Annotated in this window: 17 protein-coding genes and 1 pseudogene; 9 read left to right on the top strand and 9 right to left on the bottom strand. The window is 72.4% G+C overall.

Features of this window, described 5'->3' with window-relative positions; translation table 11 throughout:
- Positions 1-130 precede the first annotated feature (130 nt).
- Positions 131-493 (bottom strand): annotated as a pseudogene (paaI, locus tag IG94_RS43340) (hydroxyphenylacetyl-CoA thioesterase PaaI); the annotation flags it as partial.
- Positions 494-719: 226 nt separating this feature from the next.
- Between paaI and paaA the strand changes: the two are divergent.
- From paaA to IG94_RS0107280, 6 genes are all read left to right on the top strand, one after another.
- Positions 720-1,706, top strand: a complete 987-nt coding sequence (gene paaA / locus IG94_RS0107305; RefSeq protein ID WP_031032670.1) for a 1,2-phenylacetyl-CoA epoxidase subunit PaaA — start codon at positions 720-722, stop codon at positions 1,704-1,706.
- Positions 1,703-2,005: a 1,2-phenylacetyl-CoA epoxidase subunit PaaB gene (gene paaB, locus IG94_RS0107300; protein WP_031032668.1), complete on the top strand. Its 303-nt coding sequence runs from the start codon at positions 1,703-1,705 to the stop codon at positions 2,003-2,005. The genes paaA and paaB overlap by 4 nt, the downstream gene beginning before the upstream one ends.
- Before the next feature lie 9 nt (positions 2,006-2,014).
- Positions 2,015-2,842, top strand: a complete 828-nt coding sequence (gene paaC, locus IG94_RS0107295) for a 1,2-phenylacetyl-CoA epoxidase subunit PaaC (protein ID WP_031032666.1) — start codon at positions 2,015-2,017, stop codon at positions 2,840-2,842.
- A complete protein-coding gene (paaD, locus tag IG94_RS0107290; RefSeq protein ID WP_031032665.1) occupies positions 2,836-3,351 on the top strand; it encodes a 1,2-phenylacetyl-CoA epoxidase subunit PaaD in 516 nt (171 codons plus the stop codon). The genes paaC and paaD overlap by 7 nt, the downstream gene beginning before the upstream one ends.
- Positions 3,351-4,457 carry a 1,2-phenylacetyl-CoA epoxidase subunit PaaE gene (gene paaE / locus IG94_RS0107285; protein WP_031032663.1) on the top strand — a complete coding sequence of 369 codons (1,107 nt, stop codon included), beginning with the start codon at positions 3,351-3,353 and terminating at the stop codon, positions 4,455-4,457. Before paaD ends, paaE begins: the two co-directional genes overlap by 1 nt.
- A gap of 266 nt (positions 4,458-4,723) precedes the next feature.
- Positions 4,724-6,202 (top strand): alpha/beta hydrolase, encoded by a 1,479-nt coding sequence (locus IG94_RS0107280; RefSeq protein ID WP_031032662.1) that lies wholly within the window; start codon positions 4,724-4,726, stop codon positions 6,200-6,202.
- Between the two features lie 61 nt (positions 6,203-6,263).
- On the opposite strand, the gene IG94_RS0107275 is transcribed toward IG94_RS0107280, so the two are convergent.
- Positions 6,264-6,827 (bottom strand): tellurite resistance TerB family protein, encoded by a 564-nt coding sequence (locus IG94_RS0107275; RefSeq protein ID WP_031032661.1) that lies wholly within the window; start codon positions 6,825-6,827, stop codon positions 6,264-6,266.
- Between the two features lie 234 nt (positions 6,828-7,061).
- On the opposite strand from IG94_RS0107275, the gene IG94_RS0107270 reads away from it, so the two are divergent.
- A complete protein-coding gene (locus IG94_RS0107270) occupies positions 7,062-7,478 on the top strand; it encodes a GtrA family protein (protein WP_031032660.1) in 417 nt (138 codons plus the stop codon).
- 19 nt (positions 7,479-7,497) lie between these two features.
- On the opposite strand, the gene IG94_RS0107265 is transcribed toward IG94_RS0107270, so the two are convergent.
- Together IG94_RS0107265 and IG94_RS0107260 are read right to left on the bottom strand one after the other, a co-directional pair.
- Entirely contained in the window at positions 7,498-7,932 is a 435-nt protein-coding gene (locus IG94_RS0107265; protein WP_031032659.1) for a hypothetical protein, read from the bottom strand.
- A 191-nt stretch (positions 7,933-8,123) separates the two neighbouring features.
- Complete coding sequence (locus tag IG94_RS0107260) at positions 8,124-8,960, bottom strand: TSUP family transporter (RefSeq protein WP_031032657.1); 837 nt, start codon at positions 8,958-8,960, stop codon at positions 8,124-8,126.
- Between the two features lie 93 nt (positions 8,961-9,053).
- Here IG94_RS0107260 and IG94_RS0107255 point away from each other — a divergent pair, with 93 nt between their 5' ends.
- Positions 9,054-9,848 (top strand): AraC family transcriptional regulator, encoded by a 795-nt coding sequence (locus tag IG94_RS0107255; protein WP_031032656.1) that lies wholly within the window; start codon positions 9,054-9,056, stop codon positions 9,846-9,848.
- A gap of 74 nt (positions 9,849-9,922) precedes the next feature.
- On the opposite strand, the gene IG94_RS0107250 is transcribed toward IG94_RS0107255, so the two are convergent.
- Positions 9,923-10,330, bottom strand: a complete 408-nt coding sequence (locus IG94_RS0107250) for a winged helix-turn-helix transcriptional regulator (protein ID WP_031032654.1) — start codon at positions 10,328-10,330, stop codon at positions 9,923-9,925.
- 105 nt (positions 10,331-10,435) lie between these two features.
- Between IG94_RS0107250 and IG94_RS0107245 the strand changes: the two genes are divergently transcribed.
- Entirely contained in the window at positions 10,436-11,350 is a 915-nt protein-coding gene (locus IG94_RS0107245; RefSeq protein WP_031032652.1) for an MBL fold metallo-hydrolase, read from the top strand.
- Positions 11,351-11,400: 50 nt separating this feature from the next.
- Here the strand turns inward: IG94_RS0107245 and IG94_RS43090 are convergent, their stop codons facing one another.
- The 4 genes from IG94_RS43090 to IG94_RS0107230 form a co-directional block, all read right to left on the bottom strand.
- A complete protein-coding gene (locus tag IG94_RS43090) occupies positions 11,401-11,625 on the bottom strand; it encodes a hypothetical protein (RefSeq protein ID WP_211269659.1) in 225 nt (74 codons plus the stop codon).
- Positions 11,626-11,751: 126 nt separating this feature from the next.
- Entirely contained in the window at positions 11,752-12,432 is a 681-nt protein-coding gene (locus tag IG94_RS0107240) for a GntR family transcriptional regulator (RefSeq protein WP_031032649.1), read from the bottom strand.
- A 146-nt stretch (positions 12,433-12,578) separates the two neighbouring features.
- Positions 12,579-13,304 carry an aspartate/glutamate racemase family protein gene (locus IG94_RS0107235; RefSeq protein ID WP_031032646.1) on the bottom strand — a complete coding sequence of 242 codons (726 nt, stop codon included), beginning with the start codon at positions 13,302-13,304 and terminating at the stop codon, positions 12,579-12,581.
- Positions 13,305-13,368: 64 nt separating this feature from the next.
- Entirely contained in the window at positions 13,369-14,856 is a 1,488-nt protein-coding gene (locus IG94_RS0107230; protein ID WP_031032645.1) for an NCS1 family nucleobase:cation symporter-1, read from the bottom strand.
- Positions 14,857-15,054 lie beyond the last annotated feature (198 nt).

The following is a 15,054-nucleotide window of genomic DNA, read 5'->3' as shown; positions in this document are numbered from 1 at the left end:
GCGTCTCGCGCGCCGCGCCCTCCCGCGCGCGGCGGGTGATCTCGTCGCGCCGTGCGTCGTGGCCGTCCTCGTCGTCGCGCGCGTCGTGGCCGTTACCGTCGTCCCGCGCGCGGGGACCGTCCCCGTCGCCCCGCGCGCTGCGGCTGCGGCCGCGGAACTCCGCGATCACCTCGTCGCCGCGCCGCACGCTCACGTCGTAGATCCCACTGCGCCCGTAGCGGGCACGCTCCTCGGCGCGGGCCACGAGCACGTCGCCCTCGCGGGCCGGGGCGACGAAGACGATGTCGGCGCCGGCCGCGACGGTCACGGGACCGTGGCTGTTGCACGCGCAGGCGAACGCGGTGTCGGCCAGCAGGAACAGGAAGCCGCCGTGGGCGATCCGGTGGCCGTTGACCATGGCCGGGGTCACGGTCATCCGGACCACCGCGGATCCCGCGCCCTGCTCCACCAGCTCGATGCCCAGCCCGCGGGAAGCCTGGTCCGCGGCGAACATCACCTCCGCGGGCGTCTGCCCGGCGGCCTGCGACACCTCTCCCACCACCCTGTATCCCGGCCGGTACCCCGACCGACCATTCGGTCAGCTTGCGGCAGGGCCCAGTAATCCAGCCAGTCGCTCACCCTGTCAAGGGTGCGGGCAGCGGTGCTCCGGGGTCTTGCCCGGCGCCCGGAAACCCGTCACACTGATACCGAACGAATGGTCGGTTGGGAAGCTGGTGACGATGACCACGACACACGCCGCCGAGGCACCGCCCCCGCAGGGGCCGGACGGACTCCAGGAGCACTTCGACGCGACCGTCGCGCGCGACCAGCGCGTCGAACCGCGCGACTGGATGCCGGACGGCTACCGGAAGACGCTGATCCGGCAGATCGCCCAGCACGCGCACTCGGAGATCATCGGCATGCAGCCCGAGGGCGAGTGGATCACGCGGGCCCCGTCGCTGCGCCGCAAGGCGATCCTGTTCGCCAAGGTCCAGGACGAGGCCGGCCACGGGCTCTACCTGTACTCGGCGGCCGAGACCCTCGGCGCGGACCGCGACGACCTCACCGAGCGGCTGATCGAGGGTCGCCAGAAGTACTCGTCGATCTTCAACTACCCGACCCTGAGCTTCGCCGACGTCGGCGTGATCGGCTGGTTCGTGGACGGCGCCGCGATCTGCAACCAGGTGCCGCTGTGCCGCAGTTCCTACGGGCCGTACGCGCGCGCGATGGTGCGCATCTGCAAGGAGGAGTCCTTCCACCAGCGGCAGGGCTACGAGCTGCTGATGACGATGATGCGCGGCACCCCGGCGCAGCGCGAGATGGTCCAGGACGCCGTGGACCGCTGGTGGTGGCCCTCACTGATGATGTTCGGTCCGCCCGACGACGCCTCACCCAACTCGGCGCGGTCGATGGCCTGGAAGATCAAGCGGCACAGCAACGACGAACTGCGCCGTCGCTTCGTCGACATGACGGTCCCGCAGGCCGAGAAGCTCGGCGTCACCCTGCCCGACCCCGAGCTGCGCTGGAACGAGGAGGCGGGGCACCACGACTTCGGCACCCCCGACTGGGACGAGCTGACGCGCGTCATCAAGGGCGACGGGCCGTGCAACGCCCAGCGCACGGAACGACGGCGCACCGCGCACGAGGAGGGCGCCTGGGTGCGCGAGGCGGCCACCGCCCACGCCGCCAAGCAGGCGGCCCGCACGCAGAAGGGAGCGGCGGTATGAGCGACGACCGGCCCGAGCGGCAGGGCTGGCCGCTGTACGAGGTGTTCGTGCGCGGCAAGCGCGGCCTCAACCACGTCCACGTCGGCTCGCTGCACGCCGCCGACGACGCCATGGCCCTCACCCACGCCCGCGACCTCTACACCCGGCGCAACGAGGGCGTGAGCATCTGGGTGGTGCGCTCCGAGCACATCGCCGCCTCCACCCGCGACGAGAAGGACCCCTTCTTCGCCCCCAGCGCCGACAAGGTCTACCGGCACCCGACCTTCTACGACATCCCCGACGACGTCCCCCACATCTAGGAGCAGGGCATGAGCGACGACCACGTCTACCTCACCCTGGCCGAGGGACACGAGGACGACACCCGCTGGGCCTACGGCACCGGTTTCGAGGACCCGCTGCACGGCGTCGACACCACCGTGCCCGAGGGCGTCGACGCCGCCGGACTGGCCGCGGAGTGCGTGGCGCTGGCCGACGACGCCCTCGTCGGCGCCCAGCGGCTCGCCGAGTGGATCACCCGTGCGCCCGAGCTGGAGGAGGAGGTGGCGCTGGCCAACATCGGCCTCGACCTCCTCGGCCAGGCCCGCCTGCTCTACACCCGCGCCGGGCAGGCCGACGGCACCGGCCGCGACGAGGACGCCTACGCCTACTTCCGCGACGCCGCCGACTTCCGCAACGTGACGCTGGCGGAACTGCCCGGCGGCGACTTCGCGTTCACCGTCGTACGGCTGCTGGTGCTCTCCAGCTGGCGCCTGGCGCACTTCCGGGGGCTGGTGGACCACCCGGACCCGGTCCTCGCGGCGGTCGCCGCCAAGGGCGCCAAGGAGCTGGCCTACCACCGGCAGTACGCCGCCCAGTGGTGCGTACGCCTGGGCGACGGCACGGACGAGTCGCACCGCCGGATGCGGGCGGCGCTGGAGCAGGTCGCCCCCTACCTCGGCGAACTGCACACGGCCCACGACGTGCGGGACGAGGTCGCCGCCGACGTGCGCCAGGTCACCGACGCCGCCGGACTACCCCTGCCGGTCTACCGCCCGCGGCCCGGCTCCGGCCGCGCGGGCGAGCACACCGAGCATCTGGCACCCCTGCTCACCGAGTTGCAGGGCATCGCCCGCGCCCACCCGGAGGCGACATGGTGACCGCCGGCCCCGCCCTCCCGGACGCCCACCGCGCCCGGCGCGTCGCCGAGCGCGTACCGGACCCCGAGCTGCCCATGCTGACCCTCGCCGACCTGGGCGTCCTGCGCGACGTCGAGACGCGGGCGGACGGCACCGTGGTCGCGAGCCTGACCCCCACCTACTCGGGGTGCCCGGCCATGGCGGAGATGCGCGCGGACGTCGCCGCACGGCTGCGCGCGGCGGGGTACGCGCGCGTGGAGATCCGCACCGTCCTGGACCCGCCCTGGACCAGCGACTGGATCACGGAGTCCGGCCGCCGCAAGCTCGCCGAGCACGGCATCGCCCCGCCCGGCCGCGCCCCCCGCGGCCCGGTCCCGCTGGTGCTGTCGCCCACCCGGCCCGCGGTGCCCTGCCCCCGCTGCGGGTCGCGGGAGACCGAGGAGACCTCGCGCTTCGCCGCCACCTCCTGCAAGGCCCTGTGGCGCTGCCGAGCCTGCCGCGAGCCGTTCGAGTACGTCAAGGAGATCTGATGGCCCCGACCGCCCCCGTACCGGCGGCCCCCGTGCGCGCCCGCCGCCGCCCCGCCTTCCACCGCCTGCGCGTCGCGGCCGTGGAGCGGCTGTGCGCGGACGCGGTCGCCGTGCGCTTCGAGGTCCCGGACGAGCTGGCCGGGGCGTATGCCTTCGCGCCCGGACAGTCGCTCACCCTGCGGCGCGAGGTCGACGGCCGGGACGAGCGCCGTTCCTACTCGATCTGCGCGGCGGCCGGTTCGGCTCCCCGCATCGGGGTGCGGGTGGTGCCGGGCGGCCTGTTCTCCGCCTGGCTGGTGGACGAGGTGCGCCCGGGCGACACCGTCGAGGTGATGACGCCCACCGGCCTCTTCACGCCCGACCTGACCGTCCCGGGCCACCACGTGCTGATCGCGGCCGGTTCGGGCATCACGCCGATGGTGTCCATCGCCGAGTCGGTGCTCGCCGCCGACGACCGCTCCACCGTCACCCTCTTCTACGGCAACCGCCGCACCGGCACGGTGATGTTCGCCGACGAACTGGCCGACCTGAAGGACCTCCACCCGGCCCGCTTCCAGCTCGCCCACGTCCTCTCCCGCGAACCGCGCGAGGCCGAGCTGCTCTCCGGCCGCCTGGACGCCGAGCGGCTCACCGCGCTGGTCGGCTCCCTGGTGGACGTGGAGGCCGCCGGCCACTGGTGGCTGTGCGGGCCGCAGGGCATGGTCGCCGACGCCCAGCAGGTCCTGGCCGGCCTCGGCGTGCCCGCGGACCGCGTCCACCGGGAGCTGTTCTTCGCCGCCGACGAGCCCGTGCGCGAGGTCCACCACGAGGAGGGCGGCCCCCGGGGGCCGGTCAGCGAGGTCACCGTCACCCTGGACGGCCGCTCCACCACCGCCTCCCTCTCCCGGGAGCGGAGCATCCTCGACGGTGCCCAGCAGACCCGGCCCGACCTCCCCTTCGCCTGCAAGGGCGGCGTGTGCGGCACCTGCCGCGCCCTGGTCACCGACGGCAAGGCCGACATGCGCCGCAACTACGCCCTGGAGGCGGCCGAGGTCGACGCCGGTTACGTGCTGACCTGCCAGTCCTACCCGGTCTCCGAGCAGCTGACCGTGGACTACGACAGCTGAGGCCGCGCGACCGGCCCACGGCAGCACGGACGACTGCCGAGCGCACGGCTGCCGAGCGCACGACCGCGGAGACGACGACCGCGGAGACGACGACCGCCCAGTGGCACGGCTGCCGGGCGCACGCCCGTCCCGACCGGCCGCCGCCGGGGCGGGCGAACACTATGAACGCAATGATCCAAAGGCTGGCCCCGGCTCCGGACGGTTCCTAACATCCCGGCTCGCAGCGCAATATCGCGCCCGCACGCAGCACGTACAGGAGCCGCACCTTGACCACACCCGACGCTCCCACGCATGCCACCGGGGCCATGCACCGCAGAAGCCGCCCCGCGGTGGTGGCCGCCGCGCTGGCGGCCGTGTTCCTCGGCACCCTCGGCAACGTCTCCGCCGCCCCCGCCCGGGCGGCCGTGGAGCCGACGGCCGGGCAGCCGGTGGCCGCCGACTGCCCGCCCGCCCTCGCCGAGAAGGCCACCTGCTACACCGGGCAGGACGAGAACGGGGCCTACTACACGATGGCCGTGCCCCACCGCTGGAACGGTTCCCTCGTCGTGCACGCCCACGGCGGTCCCGACCTCGGCGACACCTCCGACCCCGCCCGCAGCACCGAGGACCTGGGACGCTGGGCGGTGATGGTCGACGAGGGGTACGCCTGGGCGGGTTCCTCCTACCGGCGCGGCGGTTACGGGGCCCGCATGGCGGCCGCCGACACCGAGAACGTGCGGCGCCTGTTCACCGACCGGTTCGGCCGCCCGGAGCGCACCTACCTGCACGGCCAGTCCTGGGGCGGCAACGTCGCGGCCAAGGTCGCCGAGACGTACGGCGGACGCCCCGGCGCCTACGACGGGGTGCTGCTGACCAACGGCGTACTCGGCGGCGGTTCGCGCGGCTACGACTACCGCGTGGACCTGCGGGTGGTCTACCAGTACTACTGCCACAACCACCCGCGCCCGACCGAGCCGCAGTACCCCCTGTGGCAGGGGCTGCGGGCCGGCTCCACGATGACGACCGCCGGGCTGCGCGCCCGCCTCCAGGAGTGCACGGGCTACGCCTCGGACCCGGCCGACCGGACCGGGCCGCAGCAGCGCAACCTCGACGACATCCTCGCCGTCACGGGCATTCCCGAGCACACCCTGGAGTCGCATCTGCGGTTCGCCACCTTCACGTTCCGGGACATCGTGGCCAACCGGCTCGACGGGCGGAACCCGTGGAGCAACCGGGGAGTGCGCTACACCGGCTCGCACGACGACAAGGCGCTCAACGCGGGCGTCGAACGCTTCTCGGCCGATCCCACCGCGCGCCGTGACCTGTCCTACGACAGCGACCTCACCGGCAAGGTGTCCCTCCCCGTCCTCACGATGCACGCCATCGACGACCCGACGGCCTTCGTGGAGCACGAGGCGGCCTACCGAGCCACCCTCCGGGGCGCGGGGCGGGGCGGGAACCTCGTCCAGACGTTCACGAAGGAGCACGAGCACAGTTCGCTGAGCGACTCCGAGTACGCCAACTCCATGGCCGCGCTGGACACCTGGGTCAGCACCGGCCGGCGGCCGAGCCCGCGGGCGATCGCGGCCTCCTGCGCCGCCTTCGACGCGACGTACGGCGACGGCTGCTTCTACGACCCCGGTTTCCGCCCCGCGCCGTACGCCTCGCGGGTACTGCCCCGGCCGGGCGGCCTCACCTGGCCCGCCATGACCGCCGCGCGGGAGCGGGCGTGGAGCAGGATCCAGGGCGTGGGGATCGCGCCCTAGCCGGCCCGGTCCGCCCGGTCCGCCCGGCACGTCGAGTGCGCCGGGCGGACCTCGTGGTGTGTCAGACGCCGAACTCCGCGGGCGAGATGCCCAGGGCGGAGCAGGCCTCGCGGATCGCCTGCTGCTCGGAGGGCTCGAAGACCCCGTCGGCCCCGGCGACGACCATGCCGGTCTGGATGACGGCACGAGCCTCCTCGGGCTTCTTCGACGCCTTGGCGATCACCTGCAGGGCCTCGCTCCTGCCCTGCTCGACGTTGGCGAGGAGCCGGTCCACGTGCTGGTTGAACCGCTGACGGAGCTGGTCCGCGGGGAAGTTCTGCAGCACCTCGTTGGAGACGATCAGCTCCTCCACGCGCGTGCGCTCCGCCGGTTCCACGTGCCCGTCGGCCGCGGCGACCAGCGCGCACATGGCCATGCTGGCGTCCCGGTAGGAGCCGCTCTTCAACTCGGTCTTGACCGACGCGAGCTGGGACTTGAACATCCCGATCAGCTGCGTCTTGGAGCCTCCGGACGAACCCGGCCGGCCGCTCGCCTGCGCGCCCTGGCCGGATCCGCTCGCTCCCCGAGTGCCCTGGGACTGCTGGAAGGTCTTGGCCTGGTCCTTGATCTTGTCCCACATCGCCACTCGTGCCACCTCGGCTTCTGTTGTTGTGCGTCTGGCTGTTGTGCGTCCGGCCGTCGTGCGTTCCGGCCCGGTCCCAACCCGCGGTCTCCCGCGGGGTTTCCGCAGCCACCAGGATGAACGGGCCGTGGCACCACAGGGTTCCCTAAAGGCAAAGAAAAGGCAAAGAGGCTGATGGGGGCGTAGTAGGCTGCGCCGACAGACGTCGCCGAACCGGCGACCGGGCGGGAGCGTACGGTGTGGTCGCGGCAGGTCGGCTGGTTCGTCGCGATCGGCGTCGTGTCGACCGCGGGGCAGGCGCTGCTGTACTGGGCGCTGCGCCTGTGGTGGCCCCCGGCCGCCGCCAACCTGGTCTCCCTTCTGGTGCTGACGGTGCTCAACACCGAGGCGAACCGGCGGTTGACGTTCCGCGGGGCCGCGACCCGTCCGGCCCGTGCGCACCTGGGCGCGGGCGGCCTCTTCCTGCTCGGCTACCTGGTCACCTCGGGTGCGGTGCTGTGGTTCACGCACGCGCGCCCCGGGGCCACGCCTGCCGCCGAGACCGCGGTCCTCGCCGCCACGTCGGTCGCCGTCACCGTCGTGCGCTTCGTGGTCCTGCGGCTGGCCGTCTTCCGCACTCCCGACCGCCGGCCGGGCGACGGCGTCCGCTGCTGAACGGGCTCGTCGAGGACTGCTACTGCGGCGCCGGACGGGCCCGGTCCCGGCCCGCGGCGCCCGACCGGCGGCGGCAGGCGGCGTCGTGCTGTGCGCCCAACGACGTCCACCACCGCTCGCAGCAGTCCTCGTACAGGGGCACGCGGGCGGCGGCGGGGCGGGCGCAGTCCGGGCCGTGCACGGCGCCGCCGGAGTTGCGCCAGAACGCGCAGCACGGTTCCGGCCAGGCCACGGGCCCGGTACAGGGCCGGGCCAGCCACTCGGCACGCCGCGCCCGTACGGTCCTGCGCCGGTGCGCCGCCTGCTCCCTCGCGGCACACCAGGCGAGCACGCCGGCCGTGTACAGGCCGGGCAGGGCGAGCCAGGGCTGGTGCGTGGCGGCGTAGACGGAGACGGCGACAAGGAGGAGGGCGGCGGCACGGAGGGCGCGGGCGAGGCGCAGGCTCGGCGTCACGGAGGACTCCCGTCGGGGCGGCGGAGCAGGGGGCGTAGGAGGGCTTCGGGCTTCCGTATGCCCCCGGTTCGTGGTTCTACGTCCCCGAGAGTTCGAGGTTCCACGTCCCCGAGTCGCCGCCCGGCGTCCCCGAACCGTCGCCCAGCGCCCCCCAATCGCGCCGAACGTCCCCGGTGCACGCGCCGCCGGCGTCAGGGCAGCATCGCCACGGCCACCGCACCGAGCAGCGCGACGTACGTCCAGGCGTGGACGCCGTCGGGGATGCGGGGCGGGCGGCGGCGCAGCACCGCGATCACCGGCAGCGCGCCCAGCAGGAGGGCCGCGGCCGCGCGGAGGTCCACCAGGCCGACCAGGTCCGGGTGCGCGTGGACGGCGGCAGGGCTCCCGGCGCCGCTCAGGAAGACCGCGGCGGCCGGGAGCGCGATGGCGAGGGTCAGCGGGTTGGCGAGCGCGGTCGCCACGTGCATGCTGTGACCGGAGCGGCGCATCGCCGGCACGGTCATGACGCTGCCGCCGACGCCGAGGAAGGCAGCCACCGCGCCGACGGGGGCGCCGGCGAGCGCCGGGAGCGGGCGCGGCGCGACCGGACCCGGACCGGGCCCCGGCCGAGACCCCGGCTCAGCTCCCGCCGGTGCGGCCGTGGTCCGCGGGCGCAGGAAACCGGGGCGCAGCAGGAGGTCCACGACGGTGAGGGCGACGTAGCCCACGAACGCCCACCGGATCAGCCCGGCCGGGGCCAGGCGTGCCGCGAGCGCACCGGCCGCGGCGCCGCAGGCGAGCAGCAGGAGCAGCGGGCCGCCGCCGCGCAGGGCCGCGAGCACCCGCCGCGGCGTCACGGCCGTCGCGAAGGCGGCGTTCACCACCATCACCACCGCCGAGGTGGCCGTGGCGACCCGGATCGCGTCCGGGCCCAGGGCGGCGTCCGCCCACACCACGACCGGGACGGCGACGAAGCCGCCGCCGAACCCGAACAGGACGGTCGTCACGCCGGTCAACAGCCCGATGCCGAGCAGAGCCACGAGGTTCATGGGCACTACCTCACCAGCGCGCCGCGGCTGCCCGCATTCGATGTCCGGCACGCTTTCTTCGCGACTCGGCCAGGACGGTCGTAGGGTGGCCGGGTGAAGAACGTCCCCCTGGCCGACGTCGACCATGTGGACCGGGCCGTCCTGCCGATCGGCACCGACTACCCGCCCGGCCACCTCCTGGACTGGCACGAGCACCGGCGCGCGCAGTTCCTGTACGGCGCCACCGGCGTCATGGTCGTCGACACCGCCGACGGCACCTGGACCGTTCCGCCGGAGCGCGCCGTCCTGATCCCGGCCGCCACCCGGCACCGGGTGCGCATGCTGGGCGTGAGCACCCGCAGCCTGTACATCGAGCCGGGGGTCGTGCCCTGGTGGCCCGGGACGTGCACGGTCGTGGACGTACCGCCGCTCCTGCGCGAACTGCTCAACGCCGCGGTCGGGTTCGAGGCGGACTACAGCCTGTCGGGCCGCGAGGGCAGCGTCGCCGACCTCCTCCTGCACGAGATCGCGGCGCGGGCCCCGCTCCCGTTCCACGTGGCCATCCCCGCCTCCGCCGGGCTGGCCACGCTCTGCCGGGACTACCTGGCCGCTCCGGACGCCGCCGTCACCAACGCCCAGTGGGCCGCGCGGACGGCGATGAGCGAGCGGGCCTTCACCCGGCTCTTCCGCGGCGAGACCGGGGAGAGCCCCGCCGTCTGGCGGGCCCGCGCACGCCTGCTCGCCGCGGTGCCGCTGCTGCGCGGCGCGCCGGTCGGCGAGGTCTCCGGCCGCCTCGGCTACGCGACGCCCGCCGCGTTCACCGCCGCCTTCACCCGCACCTTCGGCCTCCCACCCTCCCGTTTCGCGCGCCCACCCTCCCGGCCCGCGGCCCGGCCCGGCAGGCCCTAAGGGCATGTCCCACAAGTCAGGTCAGACCGAGAGAAGGGGGTCGATGGCGCGGCGGTAAGCAGTCCCGTGGCGCGCTACCCGGCCGGGGAATCGGCAGCGTCGTAGCGCTGCTGGGCGGCCTCCAGCGCCGGGGTGTTGGCGTGGAACCAGCTCAGCAGCGCGCACAGCTGCTGCGCCAGGCTCCGCCCGAGTGGCGTCAGGCTGTAGGTGACCTGCGGCGGGACGGTGGGCTCCACCAGGCGTTCGACCAGCCCATACCGCACCACCGACTTGAGGTACTGCGACAGCATCTTCTGGCTGATGCCGCCGATGTGCCGGTGAAGGCCGGAGAAGCGCATCGGTCCAGGAACCAGCGCAGCGATGATCAACGCACCCCACCGGCCGGTCACTTGGGCCATCACCGGCCGCGTCGGGCAGTCCTTGTCGAAAGAGTCTGCCGGAAGCTGGGCGAAAACATCCCCGAACTGCTCACTCGCCACCATGCCACCAGCTTACAAAAAGGTACGTACTTACGAAAGGTCGCAGACAGTCCTAGAGTCGACCCGCGGAACCGGTGGTCAAACAAGACGAATGGATTCAAAGTGTTCATGAGTCGTATATCCCCGGCCTTCCTGGGCTGGGACCTCGGAGGCGTCGTTGTGCGCCGAGTCGACGAAATCGACATGTCGCCGGCAACCAGTCAATGGCTGCTGCCCGATGCCACACCGGAACACTTGCACCATCCCTGGCTGCAACCCGATTTCACCGACGGCACAGCCTTTGCGATGCACGTTCACATCTTCGCGATCGAGGTGAACGGCAAGCGCATCCTGGTCGACACCGGCATCGGCAACGACAAGCCCCGGCAGATACCCGACGCCGACAACCTGCAGACCCCGCTGCTGGCCCGGCTGACCGCCGCGGGTTTCGCCCCGGACACCGTCGACCTGGTGATCACCACGCACATGCACGTCGACCACGTCGGCTGGAACACTCACTTGGTCGACAGCCGCTGGGCACCGACCTTCCCGAACGCCCGCTATCTCACCGACCGCAGAGAATGGGACTACTGGACCGCCGCCGCCGAAAGCGACGAGGAAGTCGCCCAGGTGCACCGCGACTCCCTGCGCCCCATCCGTGACAACGGCCTGTACGACCTGCTCGACATCCCGGCCTCGGGCCTTGAGGTGGCCGACGGCGTCCGCCTGGTACCGACACGCGGCCACACTCCCGGCCACCTGTCGGTCAAGCTGACAGGTACCGGCCGCAATGCGCTGATCAGCGGCGACAGCCTGCATCATCCCGTGCAACTGGCGTACCCCGAGATGGGCAGCGTCGGCGACGTCGATCCCGCCGAGGCACGAACCACCCGCCACCGCCTGCTCACCGAGCTGGCCGGTACCGGTGACCTACTGCTGGGCACCCACTTCACGCATCCCAGCAGCGGACGCGTCCAGCAGCGGGACAACGGATTCCAGCTACTGGACGCGTCCCCTGCCCTTCTCCCGCCCGCCTCGTTCTAAAGATCCGCAGGCCGGTAACAGCGCCCAGGGGGGCGTTTCGAAGGTGTTGGTCACAGCCACTCGTTGACGGCCGCGACCAGCACGGTAGGCGCGGTTCGCGCGGGAGCCGTATGCCTTGTCGGCTCGGACCTTGTCTGGCCGGGTGCGCGCGCTGCCCGGCCGTGATGACCAGCGACATCGGCTTCTGGGTCTGTTCGACTCGGCACGTCCCGCCAGGGAGCACCAGCACGAGTGCGCCGGCGTATGCCGTCCATCAGCTGCCGCTTGCCGCGCACTGGTGGCCGTCCAGGCTTCCTTCCGACCGGGAGTAGTGGCGCCGGCTTCGCTCACTCACATCCGGCAGGTCAGGCCTCCCCATGAAGTGGATCCTGGCGCATCAAGATCCACTTTTGAAACGCACCCTAGGAGCGCTCCGGCTGCCGCTCCTCGCGGGACGCCCGTTCCTGCGCGTGGTGGCCGAGAGCCGCGCTGCGGCTGGTCGACAGGTGGTGCAGGACGAGTTCCTGGACGCGTTCCACGTCGCGCGCCGCGATGGCCCGGCACAGGGCGTCGTGTTCCAGGGCGACGGCCAGCAGGTCGTCGTGCTGGCCCAGGAGCCAGCGCAGCCGGCTGCGCAGGACGCGTTCGAGTTCGTTGAGCAACTCGTTGGCGGCCAGCGAGATGACCGTCTGGTGGAAGTCGGCGGCCGCCCTGCGGGCCCGTACCGCGTCTCCCGCGCGGGCGGCGTCGAGTTCGGCGTCCACCGTCGCGCGCAGGCGCTCGAGCCCTTCGCGCGTGTGCCGCTGGGCCGCGAGCCTGAATCCCAGGGTCTCCAGGCCCGAGCGGACCTCGTCGAGGTCGGCGATGTCGCTCGTGGTGAACTCCCGTACCACCGCCCAGGTCCGTGGCCGCGGCGTCACGAGCCCCTCCGACACCAGGGTCCTGAGCGCCTCGCGCACGGGGAGGCGGCTCACCCCGAGGGACTCGGCCAGTTCCCGTTCGACCAGGCGGCTGCCCGGCCCCCGCATCCCGTCGATGATCTCGTCGCGCAACCGCCGCGTGACCCGCTCGGACTCGGGCGTGAAGCCCTCTGACGCAGCCATCGCCGTCCCTCGTCGCTTTTCCCGTACCCCGGCACGCCGGCCGCCTCGTGCGGAGCGGCGGTCGGGCGGCCCGTCAGAATACCCCGGGGCCTGCGGCGGACGGCCGGGACAGCGGGACGTGCGGACGGGGCGGCCCGTACGGACGGTCAGCCCGTGCGCGGCGGCCAGTTGACGATCCGCTTGGGACGCGGGCGCGCGTAGGTGCGGACCTTGGACGTGGACAGCCCCAGCCGGACCAGGGACTCGGCGATCGTCACCGCCGCCGAGACGCCGTCGACCACGGGAACGCCGGTGCGTTCCACCACGCGTTCGGCGAGGCCCGCCATGCCTCCGCAGCCCAGGCAGATCACCTCCGCCCGGTCGTCCTCGACCGCCCTGGCGGCCTGTTCGGTGATGGCGTCCACGGCGGCCTGCTCGTCCCGCTCCAGTTCGAGCACGGCCAGTCCGCTGGCGCGCACCGAGGCGCAGCGGGCGCTCAGTCCGGCCACCGCCAGCCGTTCCTCGATCAGCGGCACCGTGCGGTCGAGCGTGGTGACGACGGAGTACCGGCGGCCCAGGAACTGTGCGGTGCTCGCGGCGGCCTCGGTGATGTCGACGACGGGTACGTCCAGCAGCTCCTGGAGACCTTCGCGGCCGTGCTCCCCGTAGCCCGCCTGGATCACCGCGTCGAACGGGTCCGGAAAGGCCCGGACCGCCTCCATCACGGCGACGGCGGCCAGGTAGCTCTCGTAGTTGCCCTCGACCGACTCGGCGCCGAAGGCCGGTGTCAGGGGGACGATCTCGGTGCCGGGGGAGGCCGCACCGGCCGCCTGCTTGCCGATCGCGTCGGTGATGGACTGCGTGGTGTTGACGTTGACCACGAGGATGCGCATGAGGGGGCCGGCCTTCTGCTCGGGTGGGGGTGGTCCGCGACGGCGGGGCCGCGGCGGGGCGGGGCTATTCCGCCGCGACGGCGATGGCCTCGCCGTCGATGTCGCGGACCGGTGAGGCGCGGTCGGCGACGATCGCGTACAGCACGGCGGCGACGATCGCGCCGATGAACCAGGAGAAGCCCGCCGCGGCGTGGAAGAAGGGGACCAGGGCGACGACGACGGCGATCGCGGCGCTGGGCAGGAAGACGGCGACGGCCCGCGGGTTGTAGCCCCGGCGGTAGTGGTACTCGGCGTCCGCGTCCTCGGTGTAGAGGGCCGGCACGTTCACCCGGGACCTGCGCAGCAGCCAGTAGTCCGCCATGATCACGCCGAACAGGGGGCCGAGCAGGGCGCCGAGCCCGCCGAGGAAGTAGTTGACGACGACCGGGCTGTTGTAGAGGTTCCAGGGCGTGATCACCAGGCCGAGGACCGCGCTGACCAGACCGGCGCGGCGGAAGTCGAGCCGGTGCGGGAACAGGTCGACCAGGGCGTAGATCGGCGCGACGAAGTTGGCCAGCAGGTTCACCGCCACAGTGAGGGCGATGAGGCAGAGGGAGGCCACGGCCAGCAGGAACATGTTGGGGATGGTCCTGACGATGTCCGTCGGACTGGTGATGACATGTCCGTCGAGGCTGAACTGGGCGCCGCTGAGCACCGCCACGATGCCCGCGAAGAACAGCATGTTGACCGGGATACCGATCACGTTGCCCCGGACGATGGAGGCGCGGCTGCGCGCGGAGCGGGTGAAGTCGCAGAAGTTCAGCACGAACGTCCCGTAGATCACCACCCACAGGGCCGCCGCCTGGAGCACCTGAAGCCACATCGCGCCGCTGGTGAGCGGATCACCGACGGAGACGGAGACCGAGCCGTCCGCCCGGACGAACATCCATACGGCCAGGGCGCACATCGTGATCAGGGTGGTGGGCGCCGCGAAGGCCATGTAGCGGCGGATCATCTGCATGCCGTAGCTGACGATGACCACCTGCAGCGCCCACAGCACCATGAAGGTGATCCAGCCGAGCGTCGACTGCCCGAGCAGGGAGTTCGTGTCCAGGGAGGCCAGGGAGGGGAACATGGCCACCAGCAGGGCGCTCAGTACGGCGGATGCCAGATAGGTCTGGATACCAAACCAGGCGATCGCCACGGCGCCCCGGACCGCCGCCGGAATCTTGGCGCCCCTGATACCGAAGGCGATGCGGCTCATGACCGGGAACGGCACGCCCGTCTTGTGGCCCATGAACCCGGACAGGGTGAGCAGGCCGAAGAGCAGGACCGACGCCAGCGCGAAGGCGGCGAGGATGCCCCACACGTTGAGCCCCAGCGCGAACAGTCCGATGGCGAAGGCGTAATTGCCCAGGCTGTGCACGTCGTTGGCCCAGAGCGTGAAGACGTTGTAGGCGCCCCAGCGGCGTCCGTCGCGCTTCGTCGGAGCCAGGTCGTACGTGTACAGACCGGGGCTGGTGCCGGTCTCGCCGGTCTGTCCGGTGGATCGGCGGTCTTCCAGGGCAGTCATGCGGGACTCCTGGGTTCAGGTGCGGGGAGTTGGAGAGTTCCACAAAGCGAAAGCAGCTTTCCGGTGAACAGAACGTAGTTTTCGCCAAACGACACCGTCAAGAGGTCTGCGGCAAATGGAATACCATTTCTGGCCCCGTTGACAGCCTGTCGGAGCCTCCTTAGCCTGACGCCTCGTCGTTACATCGATGTAAAGCAC

It is taken from the genome of Streptomyces olivaceus, from assembly GCF_000721235.1.
In the GTDB taxonomy this organism is placed as follows: domain Bacteria; phylum Actinomycetota; class Actinomycetes; order Streptomycetales; family Streptomycetaceae; genus Streptomyces; species Streptomyces olivaceus.
Note: the sequence above shows the minus strand (reverse complement) of the source record. Positions and strands in the feature narration are given on the sequence as shown.